Origin of the sequence: Rhizobium mongolense USDA 1844 (assembly GCF_000419765.1) — a bacterium.
Classification (GTDB): domain Bacteria; phylum Pseudomonadota; class Alphaproteobacteria; order Rhizobiales; family Rhizobiaceae; genus Rhizobium; species Rhizobium mongolense.
Map to the genome: position 1 here is coordinate 29408 of NZ_ATTQ01000026.1, position 19861 is coordinate 49268.

Annotated in this window: 17 protein-coding genes and 3 pseudogenes; 13 read left to right on the forward strand and 7 right to left on the reverse strand. The window is 60.5% G+C overall.

Going from position 1 to position 19861, the window contains the following annotated elements; all coding sequences use genetic code 11:
- Positions 1-395: 395 nt before the first annotated feature.
- The 4 genes from A3C3_RS0131555 (at position 396) to A3C3_RS0131575 (ending at position 3525) form a co-directional block, all read left to right on the forward strand.
- Complete coding sequence (locus A3C3_RS0131555; RefSeq protein ID WP_022718551.1) at positions 396-1433, forward strand: DUF7146 domain-containing protein; 1038 nt, start codon at positions 396-398, stop codon at positions 1431-1433.
- A 368-nt stretch (positions 1434-1801) separates the two neighbouring features.
- Positions 1802-2743: a DUF2493 domain-containing protein gene (locus A3C3_RS0131565; protein ID WP_022718553.1), complete on the forward strand. Its 942-nt coding sequence runs from the start codon at positions 1802-1804 to the stop codon at positions 2741-2743.
- Between the two features lie 66 nt (positions 2744-2809).
- Entirely contained in the window at positions 2810-3070 is a 261-nt protein-coding gene (locus A3C3_RS0131570) for a type II toxin-antitoxin system prevent-host-death family antitoxin (protein ID WP_022718554.1), read from the forward strand.
- Positions 3071-3315: 245 nt separating this feature from the next.
- Positions 3316-3525 carry a dodecin gene (locus A3C3_RS0131575; protein WP_022718555.1) on the forward strand — a complete coding sequence of 70 codons (210 nt, stop codon included), beginning with the start codon at positions 3316-3318 and terminating at the stop codon, positions 3523-3525.
- Positions 3526-3611: 86 nt separating this feature from the next.
- Here the strand turns inward: A3C3_RS0131575 and A3C3_RS41870 are convergent, their stop codons facing one another.
- Positions 3612-3803 (reverse strand): PIN domain-containing protein, encoded by a 192-nt coding sequence (locus A3C3_RS41870; RefSeq protein WP_028740167.1) that lies wholly within the window; start codon positions 3801-3803, stop codon positions 3612-3614.
- Positions 3800-4066 carry a type II toxin-antitoxin system Phd/YefM family antitoxin gene (locus A3C3_RS0131585; protein WP_028740168.1) on the reverse strand — a complete coding sequence of 89 codons (267 nt, stop codon included), beginning with the start codon at positions 4064-4066 and terminating at the stop codon, positions 3800-3802. The genes A3C3_RS41870 and A3C3_RS0131585 overlap by 4 nt, the downstream gene beginning before the upstream one ends.
- 405 nt (positions 4067-4471) lie before the next feature.
- Here A3C3_RS0131585 and A3C3_RS0131590 point away from each other — a divergent pair, with 405 nt between their 5' ends.
- From A3C3_RS0131590 to A3C3_RS0131625, 7 genes and pseudogenes are all read left to right on the forward strand, one after another.
- Positions 4472-6706, forward strand: a complete 2235-nt coding sequence (locus tag A3C3_RS0131590) for an adenylate/guanylate cyclase domain-containing protein (protein WP_022718557.1) — start codon at positions 4472-4474, stop codon at positions 6704-6706.
- Positions 6707-7497: 791 nt separating this feature from the next.
- Positions 7498-7821 (forward strand): DUF736 domain-containing protein, encoded by a 324-nt coding sequence (locus A3C3_RS0131600; RefSeq protein WP_028740169.1) that lies wholly within the window; start codon positions 7498-7500, stop codon positions 7819-7821.
- A gap of 85 nt (positions 7822-7906) precedes the next feature.
- Positions 7907-8163 (forward strand): annotated as a pseudogene (locus A3C3_RS41875) (type II toxin-antitoxin system Phd/YefM family antitoxin).
- Positions 8160-8552: pseudogene (locus A3C3_RS48260) on the forward strand (hypothetical protein). The pseudogenes A3C3_RS41875 and A3C3_RS48260 overlap by 4 nt, the downstream one beginning before the upstream one ends.
- Positions 8553-8924: 372 nt before the next feature.
- Positions 8925-9098, forward strand: a complete 174-nt coding sequence (locus A3C3_RS46285; protein WP_022718559.1) for a hypothetical protein — start codon at positions 8925-8927, stop codon at positions 9096-9098.
- 248 nt (positions 9099-9346) lie between these two features.
- The gene (locus tag A3C3_RS0131620) at positions 9347-9592 is read left to right on the forward strand and encodes a type II toxin-antitoxin system VapB family antitoxin (protein ID WP_022718560.1); all 246 of its coding nucleotides are present in this window, start codon (positions 9347-9349) and stop codon (positions 9590-9592) included.
- Positions 9592-9996, forward strand: coding sequence for a type II toxin-antitoxin system VapC family toxin (locus tag A3C3_RS0131625; protein ID WP_022718561.1), 405 nt, complete (start codon positions 9592-9594; stop codon positions 9994-9996). The genes A3C3_RS0131620 and A3C3_RS0131625 overlap by 1 nt, the downstream gene beginning before the upstream one ends.
- A gap of 208 nt (positions 9997-10204) precedes the next feature.
- Here A3C3_RS0131625 and traG read toward each other — a convergent pair.
- The 3 genes and pseudogenes from traG to A3C3_RS0131640 all read right to left on the reverse strand — a co-directional run bounded on the left by traG (position 10205) and on the right by A3C3_RS0131640 (position 12622).
- Positions 10205-12124: pseudogene (traG, locus tag A3C3_RS41885) on the reverse strand (Ti-type conjugative transfer system protein TraG).
- Positions 12115-12345: a conjugal transfer protein TraD gene (locus A3C3_RS0131635; protein ID WP_022718562.1), complete on the reverse strand. Its 231-nt coding sequence runs from the start codon at positions 12343-12345 to the stop codon at positions 12115-12117. Before A3C3_RS0131635 ends, traG begins: the two are co-directional and overlap by 10 nt.
- The gene (locus A3C3_RS0131640) at positions 12335-12622 is read right to left on the reverse strand and encodes a TraC family protein (protein WP_022718563.1); all 288 of its coding nucleotides are present in this window, start codon (positions 12620-12622) and stop codon (positions 12335-12337) included. The genes A3C3_RS0131635 and A3C3_RS0131640 overlap by 11 nt, the downstream gene beginning before the upstream one ends.
- Positions 12623-12849: 227 nt before the next feature.
- On the opposite strand from A3C3_RS0131640, the gene traA reads away from it, so the two are divergent.
- Complete coding sequence (gene traA, locus A3C3_RS0131645; RefSeq protein ID WP_022718564.1) at positions 12850-17469, forward strand: Ti-type conjugative transfer relaxase TraA; 4620 nt, start codon at positions 12850-12852, stop codon at positions 17467-17469.
- Between the two features lie 136 nt (positions 17470-17605).
- Here the strand turns inward: traA and A3C3_RS47430 are convergent, their stop codons facing one another.
- Complete coding sequence (locus A3C3_RS47430) at positions 17606-17890, reverse strand: hypothetical protein (RefSeq protein WP_084797080.1); 285 nt, start codon at positions 17888-17890, stop codon at positions 17606-17608.
- Positions 17891-18256: 366 nt separating this feature from the next.
- On the opposite strand from A3C3_RS47430, the gene A3C3_RS39760 reads away from it, so the two are divergent.
- Positions 18257-19132: a TIGR01459 family HAD-type hydrolase gene (locus A3C3_RS39760; protein WP_167521956.1), complete on the forward strand. Its 876-nt coding sequence runs from the start codon at positions 18257-18259 to the stop codon at positions 19130-19132.
- Between the two features lie 386 nt (positions 19133-19518).
- Here the strand turns inward: A3C3_RS39760 and A3C3_RS0131655 are convergent, their stop codons facing one another.
- Positions 19519-19752, reverse strand: a complete 234-nt coding sequence (locus A3C3_RS0131655) for a helix-turn-helix domain-containing protein (protein ID WP_022718566.1) — start codon at positions 19750-19752, stop codon at positions 19519-19521.
- Positions 19753-19861 lie beyond the last annotated feature (109 nt).

The window sequence follows — 19861 nt, forward strand, 5'->3', positions numbered from 1 at the left end:
CGCGCCGAATTGATTTCTGGAGTTGTAGCACGATACCATGAGTTTTACTATCGCGAATAAGTCAGTATATAGGATGTCACCTCAGATGAGACGGTGGACGGGACGATGGTTGCGTGATGGAGGGAGAGAGGGGCCTGGGAAGGGTTGGCCTTGCGGGACCAGGAGAGCGCCCGGGTGGGCCGGTCCCTCCTGCTCTCGAGAGGTTTCCCATGAAGACGGTCTCTTCCCCGGCTGCGGCCGCTCCAGCCACTGTTCCGTCCCTGTTTTCGTAGATAGCCAGTTGGAAGATCGGCTCTTCATTCCGGTGATGGAGGACGGATCGGCAATCCTCGCGCGTCCGATGCAGCGTCATCGCATGATCGACGTTACGAGGCGATCGAAAGAAAGGCTCCATCATGTTGTCCGCCTCTGAACTGGCGGACCGTCTCGCGCGCAATGCCGAGGCCGTCTGCCGCCGTTACCTCTCAGCCGGCCGGCGCATCGGTAACTACTGGATCGTCGGCGACGTCGCCAACAGCAAGGGCCGCTCGCTCTATGTCCATCTCACCGGCCTGCGGGCCGGCAAATGGACAGATGCGGCCACCGGCCAGCACGGCAACCTGCTCGATCTCATTCGCGAGACATGCGGACTGGTCGATTTCCGCGACGTGGCCGATGAGGCAAGGCATTTTCTGAGCTTGCCTCAGCCCGTTCCAGTAGCGTTGCGAGAGGATGACGACATCGGTTCCACACCGGCCAACCGGCCAGCCGCCGAACAGGCCCGACGCCTCTTTCGCATGTCGCAGCCGTTGGCAGGTACGCTCGCGGATCGGTATCTGCGACAGCGCGGCATCTTGCATGCATCCGCACATGCCTCGCTGCGCTTCCATCCGTGCTGCTTCTACCGGGATCTGCTGACCGGCAGCAGAACCAGCTATCCCGCCCTCATTGCTGCTGTCACCGACGCTGCCGGGGCAATCACCGGCGTACATCGCACATGGCTCGACAAGGATGGCGACGGCAAGGCGAAGGTCGAAGATCCGCGCCGCGCGCTTGGTCATCTTCTTGGCAATGCCGTTCGCTTCGGTTTTCCGGTCGATGGGTCCGTGCCGATCTTGGCGGCAGGCGAGGGTCTCGAATCCATGCTGTCATTGTTCCAGGTGATGCCTGGCATGCCGATGGCGGCGGCGCTCACCGTCAATCACCTTACCGCCTTCGTGCCGCCGCCAGGCTGCCAACGCCTCTATATAGCGGCCGATGCGGATGCAGCCGGCCGGCATGGGATCGAAGGACTGAGCCGCCGGGCTCAGGCTTTCGGGATCCTGCCGCTCGTCATTGCATCCGAGCTCGGCGACTTCAACGAGGATCTGCGGCGGCTTGGGCCGGATCGGCTGACGGCAAGTCTGCGCCAGCAGCTCGCGCCGCCAGATGCGATGGCCTTTCTGCGCGCGTGATTGGCGGGCAGGGGGAGGCGAGGGGTGTCGTGTCAGGCAAGGCGGCCCCCGCAGGTCTCTCTTCCCGGCGGGCGCGCCCGCGGGCCTGCCGGGAGCCGACCCTTGCCACGCGTAGCCGGGCCTTCAGCGGGTCAGTCAGGTTTCTTCCCCTGGCCGGCATTTCTACGCATCGGCTGTTCCGAAAACCGGTCCTCCGGTTTTCGTGCCGATGCGGCCGGCCATTCCTCGCGGGACAAGAAACCTTCGTTCCGCCGCCCGGCGCTGCGCTGGGCCGCGGCGCACGGCGCCGCGGTTCCGGCCCGTCATCCGCGTGAACGGGGTCGCCGCCAGGCCGCGAGAGGCGCGGCCGCAACCGGATGGAGACCACCATGGACCTTACCCTTGACCTCGACGACGGCTTCGAGCCCCGCCACGCATCCTCGCCCACCGATCGCTTCATCTACGAAATGCAGATCTATGGTTATCGCCCATTTGAGCACGAACCCGATCCGCGGCCGCTTCCCGAAGAGCCGGTCGTCCAGTCGTCACTTTCCGCAATCTTCGACGCCATGTCCGAGATGCTCGGCGACACGCGGCTCGAACCCGATCTCGAAAGCCTGCTCTGGGCGACTGTCAACCTCTTCCATCGCGCCGGCGAGCGCATCGAGCGCGAACTCGACCGCAACGAGGAGGCGCAGCGCACCGGCCAGCGTGAGCAGGACGGAAGCGAGGTGAAGAGCGTCGCGCTCGAACGCCTCATCGCCGAAGGCATCACGCTGCTGGAGCGCCGCAACGCCTTCGAGTTCATGCGCGACTTTGCCGCCGACCTCTTCGAGGCTCAGATCGGATCGTCCTGGCGCCCACGCACCGGCTCCAAGGTCAGCCATGCCAACATGACCGCGGCATTGATCGACAGCCGCGACTTCCTTTCAGCCCGCCGCCGTGCCGAAACCGAGGTGCTGATCCCCGCCGGCACCAAGATCGCCTTTGGCGGCGGCATGGACTACAACGATCATGAGCTGATCTGGGAGAGGCTCGACCAGGCGCACGCCAAGCACCCTGACATGATCCTGCTGCACGGCGGTTCCCCGAGAGGTGCCGAACGCATTGCCGCCTGCTGGGCCGAGACCCGTAAGATAACGCAGATCACCTTCAAGCCGAACTGGGCAAAGCACGCCAAGGCCGCACCGTTCCGCCGCAACGACGACATGCTCTCGGTGATGCCGGCAGGCGTCATCATCTTCCCTGGCTCCGGCATCACCGGCAATCTCGCCGACAAGGCCCGCCGCCTCGGCATTCCCGTCTGGCAGGCATCAGGAGACGGCGCGTGAGCGCCGTTTTCATGCAAATATGGAAAATATGGATATTATGGCGCGGCTAAGGAGGTGACGCCGACTATGAAGCAGTTTACCACGGGCGATCTCAACAAGCAGGTTGGCGATGTCACGGATGCGGCGGCGCGTGAGCCGGTCGTGATCACCCGGTATCGCAAGCCCCGTTATGTGCTAATGAGCTATGAGCACTATGAGCGCATACGCGCCGGCGCCGATCCACGCCGAACCGTCAAGGCGAGTGAGATACCAGATGAGCATGCCGAACTTTTCGCCGGCGCGCTCGATCGACTGTCACGCGGCGAAGGATATGACGATGAGTCGTGAATATCGTCCCGGCGAAATCGTCACCTATCCCTATCGCTGGGCGTGGCAGAAATGTGCGATGAGTACCAATTAATAGGCTCGCGCTTGCATAGAGTTAAGCTGCCCTGTGGCATTCGGTCTTGCCTAATTCCGGAAGCGCTCATTCCCGGGCATTTGACAAAAGGCGCTCCTTCCCGGATCGTCTGTGCTCGACGGCAAGCTTGGAAGCCGTGTCGGAGAGGTTTCAGTTCGAACGGGAGGATGACATGAACGACCACGTTTACAAGAAGGTCGAACTGATCGGCAGTTCGAAGACCTCAGTCACGGAGGCGATCGAGACGGCGATTTCGCGGGCCTCAAAGACGATGAGAAACCTCGAATGGTTCGAAGTCGATCAAATCCGCGGACACATCAAGGATGGTGCGGTGGCCCACTACCAGGTGGTCATGAAGGTCGGGTTTCGCATCGACGACTGATGCGCCGACGGTCGCCGGTTTCAGATTGGAGCGCACGAGGAGCTTAAGCGTGCGACCGGCAAACATATGGTCACCATGTCCAGCGATCAGGCCTTGCAGCCACATGTGAATCCCGCCGCTTTTGCCTTGGTACCTTTCGTTTCCAACAGGCGAACGCATTTTTCAATTTCATGGATCGTCACCGCTGAAAGATAGATCGCTTCCAGTTGGTCTTGCTCATTGACCCAATCGGCAAAGGCGTCTGATGCACTCGCCCGTTGGTCGAGACGAAAGCTCACAGATCAACCTCGCCGGAGGAGGCCGGATTGCGGGCGAAAACATCGTCGTCGAGGTCGGAATTGGCCCGAAAGGTCTTCAGATACTGGACCAGGCTAGGCCGATCCTTCCGGAGTACCTTCCTTGCGGCCTCTGCAGCTCCTACGCTGTCGAGGACGGCGGCGGCGGGACCGTGGCGCGTGATCGTTACAAACTCGCCAGCGGCAGCTTGATCGATATTATGAGAGAACGACGCCCTTGCGTCCTTCAGACTAACTGTTGACACTGCGTGTCCCCTGAAAAGGGTCATTTGTGGCCCTTTTTTGAGATTGACCCGTGACAAAATCAAGAAAGAAATTCAACCACCTGCCATGTTGGGTTGAATTTTCTCGCAGTTGGCGACCCGCACTCCCGCTACATGGTTGAACTCGGAGCAACGATCAGGCGGCGGGGCTTCGCCTGTCCGGCGATCACGTCGTAACGTCCGATCAGCGTCCCCCTGGCGGTGAGGGACGCGCGAATTTCCGCGCCGTACCGCGCTTGACCCAAAAATCGTTGTGTGAGGTCGAAATTGCTACAGAAAACGTGATTTTCCCGCAAAATCCCCGCCGTCCGCTTCAAGCGAGGATAATGGCACGCAAACGTAACGTGCTGTAAGATGTCGTTGAGGCTCACTCCCAGGAAGATCTGTATGGAGCGCCGTCTAGCAGCAGTCCTGATTGCGGATGTCGTCGGCTACAGCCGAATGAGCGAGGTCGACGAAGAGGGAACGCGTGTCCGCTTCCACGCCGACCTGCACCAACTCTTCGAGCCGAAGATCGCCACGCATCACGGTCGCCTGGTAAAGACCATGGGCGACGGCGTGCTCGTCGAGTTCCACAGCGTGGTGGATGCCGTGCACTGCGCGGTGGAACTTCAACGCGAGAAAGCCGAGCGCAACGCAGCACTGCCGCCCGAACAGAGGATGGTTTTCCGCATTGGCGTCAATCTCGGCGACATCATCGTCGAAGGCGAGGACATTCACGGCGACGGTGTCAATATCGCCCACCGCATGCAGGTGCTGGCGGAACCCGGTGGCATTGCAATATCCGGAACCACCTATGACCAGGTGAGATCGAAGCTTACGGTCGGTTACCTTGCGCTGGGCGAGCGGATGGTCAAGAACATCGCCGAGCCTATCCGGGTCTATCGCGTGTTGCTTGACCCCGCAGTGGAACGCAGCACGATCGGCGCAACGAGTACCCCACGAGCCTGGGCTATTTTCGCAGCCGCCATGGGTATCGCTGTTTTTCTATTAGCGGCATTGGCGTGGTGGCAGCCTTGGCAGGCGGAGGATGATGCCTCCGTTGCTCTTGTCGACACCCGGCCGTCGCTCGTCGTGTTGCCTTTCGACAACCTCAGCGACGACAAGGAGCAAGGCTACCTTGCCGATGGCATCACCGAGGATTTGACAACGGAGCTGGCACGCATTCCCGGCCTGTTCGTCATTTCGCGCAATGCTGCATTCACCTTTAAAAACAGGGCCAGCCTACCATCAGAGGTTTCGACCCAATTGGGCGTTCGATACATCCTGGAGGGCAGCGTACGTCGTGCCGGGGCCGAGATGCGCATCAATGCGAAACTCATAGACTCGACGACCAGTGGCAACGTGTGGGCGGAGCGGCTCGACGGGGCATGGAGTGACGTGTTCGACCTTCAGGACAAGATGGTTGGGGAGATCGCAACCGCCCTCAAGCTTCGCCTGGTCACGAGCCATCAAGTTGCATCGATTGCTGGTGGAACAAATAACCTTGCCGCATACGAGGCATATTTGCGCGGTCGCGAACTGGAACTGAGGGAAAGGCCGGAGGACTGGGTGGAAGCCGTAAAGTACTATGAGCGGGCTCTGGCGCTTGATCGCGCATTTGGCAATGCTGCGGCGGCACTCGCCTGGATGTATCGGGAAGCGCATTGGACCGAGGCACGGTCGAAAGTGTTGGGGCTTACGCAGGATGAAGCCCGCAGCAAGGCAGACGCCTACTTCACGCAGGCCGCCAAGAATCCCTCTCCGGCGTATTACAGACTCCTCACAGCAAAGCTGAACCAGATGCAAAGGTCCGATGAGGCGATCGCCGCCGCGGAGCGGGCCATAGCCCTCGACGCGAGCGACCCTTCCAACTACGAGTGGCTGAGTATGGCCATGATTTTTAACGGCAGGGCCGAGGACGGTCTCGGCTATCTCGATGCCGCAACACGTGTGGACCCCGCTTGGTCACGCTGGCGCTACTTGCTTGCCGGACTCGCCTACTTCTCGATGGACCGCTTCGAGGAGGCTGTCGTCGCCTTCGAAAAGATTGCTCCGGAATCGAAGGAAACCTCCTATTGGGACTTTTGGTCCAATTATGAGGGCCTGATGTTGCTCATCTCCGCCTATGGGCAACTGGATCGACACGCAGATGCTGCCGCCGCCCGTGAGAGGTTGAAGCCCTACCTGGCCCAAGCGCAGGAACCTGAATATACAGGGCTGATGGCTGCGGTCGAATTCCCGTTCAAGAATTACGTGGATCTCGAAAGGGTGCTCGCGGGCCTGCGCAAGGCAGGTGTGCCGGAACTGCCCGACGGCTTCAATCCGAAGCCGGAAGATCGCCTCGACGGCGACGCAATAAGGGCTCTGCTCTTCGGTCACGAAATCCAGGGGCGCAATATCGAGACAGGCGAGGCATATCGGCGGGTGACGGCAGAAGACGGCACGACACTTATCACCGTCGGCGCATGGTCCGACCAGGGGCGCAGCACAATCGAGGGCGATATGCTCTGTTCCATCTACCCGACGCGGTGGCGTTTCTGCGGCGTCATTTCCCGCAATCCCGACGGCACCTCCGCCCAAAAAAACAAGTATCGGTTGATTCTTCAGTGGGACAGGTTCGAATTCTCGATGGTGAAGTGAGCTGCGGTCTGACTGAAGTACATGTCGGTGGCAGGTGCAGCCTAACTCCGCGAGATTGCGCTCCTATACGCCCGGTAATAGAGCTTGTGCACGACAATCGCGGAGAAGCCGACGGGTCGTTTGGCAATCATCAATCGCGCGGCCGTCGATCTTCCAACGACTTTGCTGAATGAGTGGCGGCGGATCCGGTTCATAGCCTTGATGGATGTGCAGCCTGCCGCGCCCAGACAGAGTTCGGCGATGGTGTCCTCGATATTGGCAAGCGCCTGCGCGCGACGATGGAGGTCGGTCTGTCCCGCGTGGTCGGAGCCTGGTGGAGCTTCCGCGCCCTGTTGAAACTTGGCGAGACCCTTGGCTGAGACTGGGATTGGTCAGCGCGGGGTTCCCGCCGGTTGCCGCGCCAGGCTGGCATCGAGCGAATACGTCCCTGTGGTCGGGTGGCGAGGCGGCGCAGCGATGCCGCCGTGAGGCACTGAAATCTGGCGATGAGGCATGCCAGGCTCGCCTGTGAGCGAGGATGGACGACGAGGCGTTGATCCGGACGGTGCCGTGTATCATGGGCGCGGGCGGTCTGCAGCCGGGACAAATTGGATGGCCACAGATGGACGTCTCGCCCATCGGCCGCATCGAGGACCATTCCCGTTTGTTATGCCGCCTTTTAAGGGGCCGGCCGCCATCAGCGTCAACCCGCAAGGGGTTCCCCTGCGCTTGCGCTCCGGTGACGCCTGCGGCTCGGCCCCTTCTTCGGGCGCCATCGGGAATGGTCCCGAGCAACCGAAGGAGACAATACCATGGCCACCACGATCGCAACCCTGACGCAGAAGACCGACGGCACCCTCGAAGGCGTCTTCGCCACCATCCGGGTCAATGCCCCGATCGCCATCATCCCGAACGCCAACAAGGCGAGCGAGGAAGCCCCGGACTACCGCGTCATCCATCGCAAGACCGGCTTTGAAATCGGCGCCGCGTGGGCCCGCATCGCCCGCCAGACCGGCGAGGAATACCTCTCCGTCAAGCTGGAAGCACCGGAAATCGGCGTGATCTTCGGCAATCTCGCACCCGCTCCCGGCGGCGAACCGAACCGCAAGGTCATCCTCTGGAACAATCCGGCCTGATCCGGAATGCCGGCCCTGGCAACGGGGCCGGCCCCACCAATAAAGACACTATAATCGCCGGCACCACATACCTATGGAGACCAGCATGCCCCGCACAGGTGGTTCCTATTCGACAAGCGATCTTTCCCGGAAATCTGGCGATATCATCGCCGAGGCATTGCGCCATGCAGTCACGATCACCCAACGCAACAAGCCGCGCCTCGTGCTTCTCATTTCGAACGCCTGATGCGGCAATCCGATGCCCGTTCAGTCGGCATGCTTGAAACCATGCCGCACGAGTTGCTCGACGAATTCGAGGCTGCGGTCGACGCCTATGCGGAGACCGACGAGGCCAGCCGATGAGCAGCTATGACGACATACAGACCGCGACGGTCATCCGCTATCCCTATTCTGGGGTAGAGAGGCCGGCAAGGATCGGCCGGTTGCCGTTGGCGTGAGGCTCCCCCGTTCTGATGGCGATCTAGTACTGTTTTTCCGATCACCACGAAGCAGCCGGAGAAGGCTCGATTCGCCGCGGAAATCCCCGCCATTGAGAAAGGGCGGGCAGGCCTCAATGCAGATTTGCGGCTCTGGATCATCCTAGATGAATTCAACAGCGATGTCCTCGGCCGCTCCTTTTACCTGGAGCCCGAACCACCCATTGGGCGGTTCAGCAAAGCCTTTTTCCTTCCCCTTCTCCGCGAGTTCATCGCGCGACACAAGTCGTTACCGAGGTCAGCCGGTCCAGATAATGCCCGGAAATTTGCCCCCGCTTGAACTGATCCCCGAAGTTGGTGTCCAACCTTCGGGGTCAGTTCACAACGGGGCGGGGCGGGACTCACCCTCGGCCTGGAGGACCCCGGCGTGCGGATGAACTCTTAGGAGTACGGTCGCGACCCCTGGTCGGGGTCCCGGGTTCTCTTCTTTCTGCCCTCCCATTCTACGGCTGCTCAGCCCGCGTCAAGGACGAGCGTAGGCCCCCGGTTTTATCTCCGCTCCGGTTCCCTGCGCTCCGACAAAGCCGGCACCCCACTCGCCGGCCCCGCCGGTCGCGTTCCGCGATCCCTGACACGCGCTTCGTGCGCACGTGGTCCCGTTGACGTCATCAAAAGGAGACGATCAACATGACCACTATCGATCAAGTCAACGAACTGCGTGCCGAACTTCGGAGCTGCTACTTCACCAAGGAAGAACGGGCCAAGGCTGAAGCCGAACTCGCCGCCCTGATTGCACAGGCGCGGGCCGGGGACGAGCAGTTCGAACGCGAGATCGAAATAATTCTCGCTAACCTCGAATGACGTCAGTGAAGACGAGGGACAGTGAACCTCGGGGAACCTCTCCTCGGCGCTGGCTGCGCAGCGCGGCCGACGTGCTGGCCGTCAATGCTCCTATCGCCAATGACTTGCCGTGGCGACGTCGGCGAGGATTTTCTCCGATAACTGAAGAAACAGTGCCAACCGGGTTAGTCAGCTGAAATCTCCCGCGCTTGAAAAATGTAGATAAACTGATATACATTAATAGTTTATTCCAGCTACATGTGAGCGCCATGCCGATCAATGTCAACAATCCGGACGCCGATGCGCTCACGCGCAAGTTCGCACAAATGGCAGGGGTTACGATCACAGAAGCGATCGTCATCGCCATGAAGGAAGCGATAGAGCGCCGGCGCAATACCGAAACGCCGCTGCAGACCGCGAGACGGCTGCGGGAGAAGCACCGGATCGCCATCAATGACGGAACGAGGAAACCGCTTCCACGCGAGGCCTTCGATGAGATGTGGGACGAAGGCTGATGTTTATCGATGCCTGCGCGATCATCGCCCTTCTATCGGAGGAACCGGAGGCGGAGCGGGTCTCAGAAGCGATCGCTTCGACGAAAGGCCCGATGACATCGCCGATCGCCGTGCTGGAAGCTGCTCTGGGGCTTGCCCGTCCGGACAAGTTCAACATTTCGGTTCAAGCCGTAGAGCCACTGCTGCTCGAATTTCTCGACGAGCGAGGGGTCGAAATTCGCGAGCTGCCGCCGGCGATGGAGACGACCCGGCTTGCATTGTCGGCGGCGCACCGTTACCGCTCAGGACGCCATGGTCTCAATCTCGGTGATTGTCTCCATTACGCTTGCGCCAAATATTATGACGTGCCGGTCCTGGCGACAGATGACGAATTTCGGCAGACCGACGTCGAAACGGTCCCATGACAAGCCTTCGCGATCTCCAGGTAACTGGTTCCATCGAGCCAGCCTACTTCGAGCCCGGCACGTCTCTGAAGCTCAGGCGTCCGAAGACGCTTGGCGGTTTTGAGTATCGCAAAGCGGCAGAAGAGCGGCAAGAGCACCGGAACCTGACAGTCAGAGATAAAATGCACCGAAATACGGTCTTGACCATTCGTCGATATCGCGTACCCGGTCAGAGGCTTGTTTTGACGAAACGGTTAGCCTTGGCCGCCTCATTCATGTCCTTGCGCCGAAAATAGATCGCTCGCCCGCAGCGGATCGGACTTTGGCCTTGGACGATAACGATCTGTTCGTCCTTTCGCATCGACTGAGTGATCTCGTGCGGCATGATCAGCGGCCTTCGCTGAAAATTCACGCTCTCCGATTGGCGAGATCCCGTGGTAGAGCTGCTCCAGCCGACATTGCGCGACCGGCCCTTTACCTCGACGGTCATTTCCCCGCATTGGGCCGAGACGCTACGAGCCGTGTCGAGTGCCTTGACTGCGGCATAGGAGGCAAACGCGCAACCGTCGATCCATGAGGTCGCTCCGTCCTTGCCGAAGTGTCGTTCCAACTGTCCAACCGATTGGTACATGAGCATCAGCGAGATTCCGTATTTGCGGCCACGGTCGCGCGCTTATTCCAGCACGCGCATGTAGCCGAGGAGGTCAACCTCATCGAGCATGAACAATGTGCGGCGGTCGAATGCGCCATCTGCCTGCACCATGGCCTTGATCAGCGAGCCGATGATCACCCTTCCGATGCCAGGATACGAGCGCAGTATGGCGGCTGGGACGTTGAGGAACACGTCCTTTTTGCCAGAGACGATATCGCGGGATCTGAAGGCGTTGCCGCAGACGAGACCGGCGTAACTGGCGAGCGACAGCCACTGCGTATCCTTCGAGGCCGTCGAGTAGACGCCGGAAAACGTCTGCTCCGTCATGTTGGTGAAAACGCCGAGGGTTTCGCGGATGAAGTCGGATTGCGAATTCTCCTGAACGTCGCGCAGCATGGCGAGCACCGATGGCTCCGGCTCGGAAACGATCTGGCGCAAACTGCGCAGGGTTCGCCTTCCGGCATATTCTGGCGAGAGCATTACATGCGCAAGCAAGCCGGTCAGCAGATTGTGCGCCTGGTTCTGGAAGTAGGCGCCACTTGACGATTCGAAACGTGCGCTTTCCGACAACAGCATATGTGCGATGCCGACGATGTCCTCTTCCTTGCGGGTCGACGTTTCAATGCCGTCGAGGACGTCGAAGCCGGTTGCCGGATCGGCAGGATCGAGCACCATCACGTCACGGCCGAGAACACGCCTGCGGTATTCGACTACCATCGGCGCAACCTCTGTCGACGGGTCGAGGCAGATGAGCGGACCGGAATATCGAAGCGCCGTCGGCACGACATTGCTGGTTGTCTTGAACCCGCCGGAACCGGCAAAGAACAACATATGCGTGGAGTCAAAATCCTGCTGATAGGTCAGGAGCGGCGCCCTGCCGCCTTGTCCCCACGTCGAACGATCGTTCGGGTCGAAGGAAAGCTTATGCACGAGTTCGCGATCGACGCGATAGCGCTCGCCGACGACAATTTCGCCGTCAGGCGGGAAAAGTCTTGCGGCCGCACGCATCGAGAGCCAGTCGGCGTCGCCGAAGGCTCCACCCTTGGCGCGTTTAACCGGATCGGCGACGACGACGGAGATGCGCGCTGACACCGCAACGATCAGAAAGCCGAGAAACGATCCAGCCACGGCGAAAAGGTCGAGATAAGAAAGCGCCTTATCCCAGGCGATGATCCCGCGCTCAACGGAGGGAGCAAGACGTCCATATTCCCGCAAGGCGTAGAAGCTGGTAACGACGACAAAGCCGAGAAGGCTTGCGATCGCGATCGGCCGGCGTCGATGCAACGGCAAGGGCCAGACCGTCAGAAGTCCTGCGAGCGGCCCGAGCAAAAGTGCCGGCACGGGTGTCGACCGCAGGAACCAGTACTGCGTCTTTCCCGACATGCCGGCTGCCAATCCTGGCCATCGCCAGCCGGTCACGTAGACGGCAAAGGCGGTAACGGCGAGAGGGACGAGAACAAGCAGAAGGCTCGGATGCAGTCGATGCTTCAATGCCATTCCGCTTTCTCCTGAACAGTATCCAGCGAAGGGCCTTCAATGAACGCCGCTTTGCCGATGTCGCGCAGCCGGTGGTGTTCCGAAGAGCCCGGAGCGATCCGGGGCAGTTCGAGCAGACCGCCGAGCAGGAACGTCCGGTCGGCCTTCGATAGTCTGGCTTTGACGACGATGCCGCCGAGTAGAAATTTCTGCCGCGCCTCGCGCTTGCGCTCAGCCGTCATGTGAAACCGCCGCCGGCGCTCCAGGCGCGCTATCTGCTGATCGACCTGCTTGAGAGGATGGGCCACTAGCCGTCTTCCTCTCCTCTTTGCGAAATCGCGCAGCGATCTCGGCGACGATCCGATCGAGCTCTTCGTCGGGTAATTCCATCTCCGCCAGACCCGCCTTTGTCGCGGCGCGAGCAAAACGTTCGGCAGATTTTACTATCAAAAGTCTTCTGCGCTCCTTCAGCTTCTCGATCTGCGCATCCAACTCGGAAATCGATGTTTTTGTGGACATTGACGATGCTCCATTGTGCTAGGTCACTATGATGCCCGCATTTATACACACTAGAACAAGATAGTTAAATGGGTTTAGCTTGCGCAGAACCCAAGAATCTGGAGCGGAGTTCTCGCCGGTGACCGAGTTCCGCAAAAGCGGCATCGGCCCAGTCGGGCCGAGCCGATCGGTTTGAGGGCGCAATATACGTCGCTTGCGCGACGTGCCCGGGAAGTCAGGAGACGGTGGTGGCGATCATGTTCGTCAGAGCGCAGGTGATCGGCAGGGGAGCGGGACGCAGCATCGTCTCGGCTGCAGCCTATCGCCATCGGACGAGAATGACGGACGAGCAGGTTGGCACGTCCTTCACCTATCGCGGCGGTTTGTCGGATCTGGTGCATGAGGAGCTGGTCTTACCGGATGCGACGCCGGCGTGGCTGCGCAAGGCGATCGACGGACGCTCGGTCGCCGGCGCCAGCGAGGTGCTGTGGAACGCCGTCGGTGCCTTCGAGAAGCGGGCCGACGCGCAGCTTGCCCGCGAGCTCATCATTGCTCTGCCGGAGGAACTGACGCGGACCGAGAACATCGCACTGGTGCGAGAGTTCGTCCGGGACAACCTTACCTTAAAGGGAATGGTCGCCGACTGGGTCTATCACGACAAGGACGGCAATCCTCACATCCACCTGATGACAACGCTGCGTCCTTTGACGGAAGAGGGGTTCGGGCCGAAGAAGGTGGCGGTAACAGGAGCAGACGGTGAGCCGCTGCGCGTCGTCACGCCGGACCGGCCGAAGGGCAGAATTGTCTATCGAATCTGGGCCGGCGACAAGGAAACGATGAAGGCGTGGAAGATCGGCTGGGCGGACGCGGCCAATCGGCATCTCGCACTCGCCGGTCATGAGATCCGTCTCGACGGCCGCTCCTATGCCGAACAGGGGTTGGACGGGATCGCACAGAAGCATCTCGGTCCGGAAAAAGCGGCACTGGCACGCAAGAGCAGGGAGATGTTCTTCGCGCCGGCGGAGCTTGCCCGCCGGCAGGAAATGGCAGATCGCCTGCTTGCAGATCCCGAACGCCTCTTGAAGCAGCTTGCCAATGAGCGCTCGACCTTTGATGAGCGCGATATCGCCCGTGCGCTCCACCGCTATGTCGACGATCCGGTTGACTTCGCCAATATCCATGCGCGGCTGATGGCATCGAACGATCTCGTCACGCTGAAGCCGCAGCTGTTCGATGCGCAAACGGGAAAAGCTGCAGATCCGGCAATCTTCACCACGCGCGACATCCTGCGCATCGAATATGACATGGCTCAGTCGGCGCGGGTTCTCGCAGAGCGCGGCGGGCACGCCGTCTCCGATCGGCGGATCACCGCAGCGATCGGAAGCGTGGAGACGCGTGATCCACAAAGGCGCTTCCGGCTCGATGCGGAGCAGGTGGACGCCGTCCGGCATGTCACGGGGGACAGCGGCCTTGCCGCGGTCGTGGGGTTTGCTGGCACCGGCAAGTCCACACTTCTGGATGCCGCGCGCGTCGGCTGGGAAAGCGAAGGTCGCCGGGTCATCGGTGCTGCGCTTGCCGGAAAGGCTGCCGAAGGCCTGGAAGAGAGTTCCGGCATCAAGTCGCGGACGCTTGCATCCTGGGAGCTCGCCTGGGCCGACGGCCGCGACAAGCTTGGACGCGGCGATGTGCTGGTGATCGACGAAGCCGGCATGGTGTCGTCGAAGCAAATGGCACGCGTCCTGAAGATTGTGGAAGAGGCAGGCGCGAAAGTCCTCCTGGTCGGAGATGCCATGCAGCTCCAGCCAATCCAGGCAGGTGCTGCGTTTCGGGCAATCACGGAGCGGATCGGCTTTGCCGAGCTTTCCGGCGTGCGCCGCCAAAGCGAGCAATGGGCACGCGACGCGTCCCGGCTGTTTGCGCGCCGCGACGTCGAACAGGGTCTCGACGCCTATGTGGAGCGAGGCCATCTTGTCGAAGCGGAGACACGGGAGGAAGCCATCCGACGCATCGTTTCCGACTGGACCGATGCTCGTCGTGAGCTGCTTCCGAAATCCGCCGATGAAGGAAGCCCGGGCCGTTTGCGCGGCGACGAACTACTCGTTCTCGCTCATACGAACGTGGATGTGAAGCGTCTGAACGAGGCGCTGAGGACCGTGATGACCGCTGAGGGCGCGCTTCGTGACGGTCGTACCTTCCAGACCGAACGCGGGGCGCGCGACTTTGCCATTGGCGACCGCATCATCTTCCTCAAAAACGCCCGCTTCTTCGAGCCGCGCGCCGAGCATCACGAGGCCCAATATGTCAAGAACGGCATGCTGGGCACGGTTGTTTCGACGACCGATAAACGCGGCCGGACATTGCTTTCGGTGCGCCTCGACAATGGCCGCGACGTCATTTTCAGTGAAGACAGCTACCGCAATATCGATCACGGCTATGCCGCGACGATCCACAAATCGCAGGGCGCCACGGTCGACCGGACGTTCGTTCTTGCGACCGGCATGATGGATCAGCATCTGACCTATGTGGCGATGACACGCCATCGCCACCGTGCCGATCTCTACGCTGCCAAGGAGGACTTCGAGGCAAAACCGGGGTGGGGCGGGAAGAGCCGGGTCGATCATGCGGCCGGCGTCACCGGGGAACTTGTCGATGCCGGGGAGGCGCAATTCCGCGAAGGAGAGGACGTCGATCCGAGCCCCTATGCCGACGTCAAAACGGATGACGGGGATACGCATAGACTCTGGGGCGTGAGCCTGCCGAAGGCACTGCGGGAGGGTGGGGCCGACCTCGGGGACACGGTCACTCTGCGCAAGGACGGGGTTGAGAAAGTCAAAGTTCAGGTTCCTGTCATCGACGCGGAAACCGGAGAGAAGCATTTCGAGGAAAGGGAAGTGGATCGCAACGTCTGGACAGCCAGACAGGTCGAAGCCGCTGTGGCCCGCCGGAAGCGCATCGAGCGCGAAAGCCATCGGCCCGAATTGTTCAATCAGCTCGTCGAGCGACTGTCGCGTTCCGGCGCCAAGACTACGACGCTCGATTTCGAAGATGAGGCCGGCTACCAGGCTTTTGCTGGTGATTTCGCGCGACGCCGCGGGATTAGTCATCTCGCTGAGATCGCCGCCGGGTTAGAAGACTACGTTGCCCGCCAGCTGGCTCGACTTGCCGGAATGAGGAAGGAACTGGCGGTGCTGTGGAAACGGGCAAACGTCGCTCTAGGCTTTGCGATCGAGCGCGAGCGGCACATCGCTTATGATGACCGGGTCCAGGCCCCATCCGTAGAGCAGACCAGTGTCGAGGACATGCGGTATCTTCTGGCGCCGGTGACGTCTTTCTCAAGGGGCGTGGACGAGGATGCGCGTCTGGCGCAACTGGCTTCACGGGGCTGTCAGGAACGCGAAGCGATCCTTCGCGCGCAGCTTGGGAAGATCTTTGTCGATCCGGGCCAGGCGCTTGCCTTGCTGAACGACCGAGCTTCACGCGCTGACGCCATGCCCCACCGGCTTGCCGACGCCATTACGCGTGCGCCGGCCAAGCTCGGACGTCTGCGCGGCTCGGACCGCTTGGTCGATGGGCGGGCGGCCCGCGACGAGCGCAATGCCGCGAATGCCGCTCTTTCTGAATTAAAGCCGCTGGTGCGCGCCCATTCTGCGGCGTTCCGGAAGAACGCAGAACGCTTCGCCGCACGTGAACGGACGCGCCGCACGCATATGTCGTTTTCGGTTCCGGCGTTATCAATGGCCGCCCATGCGCGTCTCAGCGAGATCGAGACCATCCGGCAAGCGGGTGGGGAGGAGGCTTATAAAACTGCGTTTTTGTTCGCCGCTGAGGATCGTTCTGTCGTGCAGGAAATCAAGGCGGTGAGCCAGGCGCTGACGGTTCGCTTCGGCCGGAGCGCCTTCACTGATAAGGCCAATGAGCATGTCGTGCGCAACGCCATGGAGCGTATGCCGGAGGATTTGGGGCAAGAAAAACGCGAGGAGCTGGTGAAGCTTTTTACGGCTGCGAGGCGGTTTGTCGAAGCGCAGCATCAGGCCGAACGCCAGGATCGCTCGCGGATTGCCGCCGCTGCCGCCTTTGATCCGGCGAGGCAGAAAAACTCCGCTCCGCCGCTCCTTGCCGCGGTCACAGAATTCAAGGCGCCGGTCGATGAGGACGCGAGAGCGAGGGCCATGTCGACGGCGCATTACCAGCAGCGCCGCGCAGCCCTTGCGGAAGCGGCGATCAGCATCTGGCGTGATCCGGCTGGAGCGGTGACGACGATCGAGACGCTGATCTCAAAGGGTATCGTGGCGGATCGCATCGCTGCAGCCGTCGCCGGCGATCCTGAAGCTTACGGAGCGCTACGCGGTTCGGACCGCGTGATCGACCGGCTGCTTGCTTCCGGGCGAGAGCGCAGGGATGCACTGCAAGTGCTTCCGGAGGTTGCCAATCGCCTGACCGCTCTTGCTTCGGCTTACTCGAATGCATTCGATGCGGCTCTCCGCACGCTCGGCGAAGAACGGCGACGCATGGGGATAGCCATTCCGGGGTTGAGCGGGGGCGCCCGCGATGATCTCGTGCGCCTCACCTTAGCGGTTGCGAAGAACCCGCGGGCGCTTGCCGGAATGATCACGGCGCTTGATCCGAAGGTCCGCGATGAGTTCGCTGCAGTGAGCAAGGCACTCGATTCGCGGTTCGGGCCTGGTGCCATCGAGCGCGATGAGAAGGACGCCCTCAAATTGGTGCCGCCGGCCGACCGAAAGGCGTTTGATGCGATGCGGACATCGCTCAAGGTCTTGCAGCGGGCCGTCCGGGTCGAAAGCAGACAGAAGATCCTGGCCGAGCGCCAGGCGCGGGCAATCGGTCGTGGCCGCGGTCTCAATCAATAGGGCGCGAAGTGTCTGGCCTCCAAGCCAATCGTCCCATCGTCATTTGGGCTCAAGGCGCTTGCAGCGGCCATGACGCGCGTTTTGCGTCGTAGCTATGACCCGTCGAAGCCGGCGCCCTACCACGGCAAAATCAATCTTATTGTTGCGTCGTTCCTGCAGGCGGCGTGACGGGAGCAGGCGCGGCATTATTGTCTGTCGGCGCGGCCGGGGTTGCTGGAGCCAGCGCGGGCTCGGATTTGCTGGTCGAAGCTGTGGTCTCTGGATCGGTGTCGGGTCCGCTAGACCACTGGGTGAGAGCGAAAGCGCCAATCGCAATCAATCCTACCGCTGCAATCCATGCGACCCAGTTCGTGCGGCGATAATCAACCGGGGTGGTCCTAAGGTCGGGATCACGGTTTGAGTTTTTAGGATTGTATGTCATTTGGATCTCCTTGTTTCGTGGAAAGAGAATGTCGTGACGCGCTATTGGTTCCAGGGGTTGATCAGGACATTAGCCGTGCCGGAATTATCGCCGAATATCCGGCACGATACGTGTTTCGGCTGTTTCAAATGGCGCTTGGCCCGATCCTCTTCAGCGTTGGGGCTCGAAACCTGCCAAGCGCTCAGGTCGCATTGATCACGACGTTGGAAGCGCCGCTTTCACCGTTATGGGTATGGCTGTAACGATCGTCCGAAAATCGAACTGTTCTGAGCGGCGCTCTGGGCCTTTGTACAACCACGTCATACCTTCTTGCCGAGTGGCGGCAACCATCAGGCTCAGGCAAACAACATGAGGACGCAAAGCGCGATGGCATTCGCTAGGCCAATTTTTCTCAGGGGCATTTCTGAGCTTTCTGAAGCCTACGACGGTTTCATCATCGATTTGTTCGGCGTCGTCCACAATGGCGAAACGGCTTTTGCCGGAGCAATCGACTGTCTTGCTCAGCTTATCGCGCGCGGCAAACGGGTCGTTCTCTTGTCGAACTCGCCGCGCCGCAAACAGGAGGTATCCGACCACCTCGTCGGGATGGGGATTACCGACGGGCTCTATGACGGGTTGATTACGTCTGGTGAATTGGTCTTCGAAGCCCTGTCTGGAACTGAAAGCGGCGGGCGCCTGCAATTGGGAAGACGTTTTTATCATATGGGTCCGAGAGTGCTGTCGAAATTAATGGCGGGAACAGGCAAACGCGCCGTCACGGCAGTGAATAGCGCCGACTTCGTGTTGGTCACCGGGACGCTCGAGGAGCAAACCCTTGCCGAAAGGGAGGCGCTGCTACATGCCTGCCACGAGCGCCGCCTGCCCATGATCTGCGCCAATCCTGATCTGCAGGTGCTGATCGGTGACCGGCACCTGGAATGCGCTGGCGCGATTGCCGCACGCTACGAGGCCATCGGCGGAAAGGCATGGTATTTCGGAAAGCCGCATCAGCAGGCTTATGCAAAGGCACTCGGCGTTCTGGCGCTGCCGCCGTCTTCCGTAGTTGGCATAGGGGACGCATTGAACACCGATGTCCTCGGCGCAAACCGCTCGCGAATTGACGCCGTGCTGGTAATGGGCGGAATTCACCAGTCAGAATTGCGGTCTCGTCAGGACGGTGACATCAATTGGGAACAGCTCGATAACCTGATTTTTCTGCACCAAGCATATCCTCGCTTCATCGCAAATTTGCTTTCGTGGTAAGATTACGGCGGGCCGGTCTCGTTTAACGACCGACATCATATTGGCAGGTTGCCGCCTCAAGCACACAAATTGAGGAAGAAATGCCAAGCGACAACTGCGGTTGATTGAGACAATGCTTCGTCAGAAATATGCCGATGATCCTCGCACGTTGATTTTACGTCTGAACGGCGCTGATTTAGGCACCCAAGGGATTCCAGGCGCTGAAAGACCTCGTCGAGTGGGCGATCAACGTCGGTGGTCGTACGTCTCGGATATCATGACACCATGTCTTGCTATCGATTAAATCCATGCCGAAAGCACCGGGAGAAAAGCTTAAAGCGATTGGAGAAATCCGGCTAAAACAGATGCTCATAACTCGATCCGTATGGCGCACCTTTCCCGCCCGGTTATGCTGCCGAAGCGCGCTCGACGAACCGGAATACCCTTAGTACGCTTGCGCGGCTCAATCCAAGCTCTTCGGCAATGCAGTCCGCCGACTTTCCCGCGGTCTCCAGCCGCAACACCTCTTCCGCCTTGCGTGTCCGCTTGTCCATCGATGTCACCTTTTCCGGGACGACGTCGCTGAATGGGGCGCGATCTGTGATGGAGGTTCTGGCGCATTCGACACTGGCGGAAGTCATCACCTGCTCCATTGCATCATTGAGAGATCACAATCAATGAGATCAAGCGTGTCTAAAGTAAATTCCAATTTAAGAGGTACCGGAGGCACGCCGTTATTGGTAGGCCTGT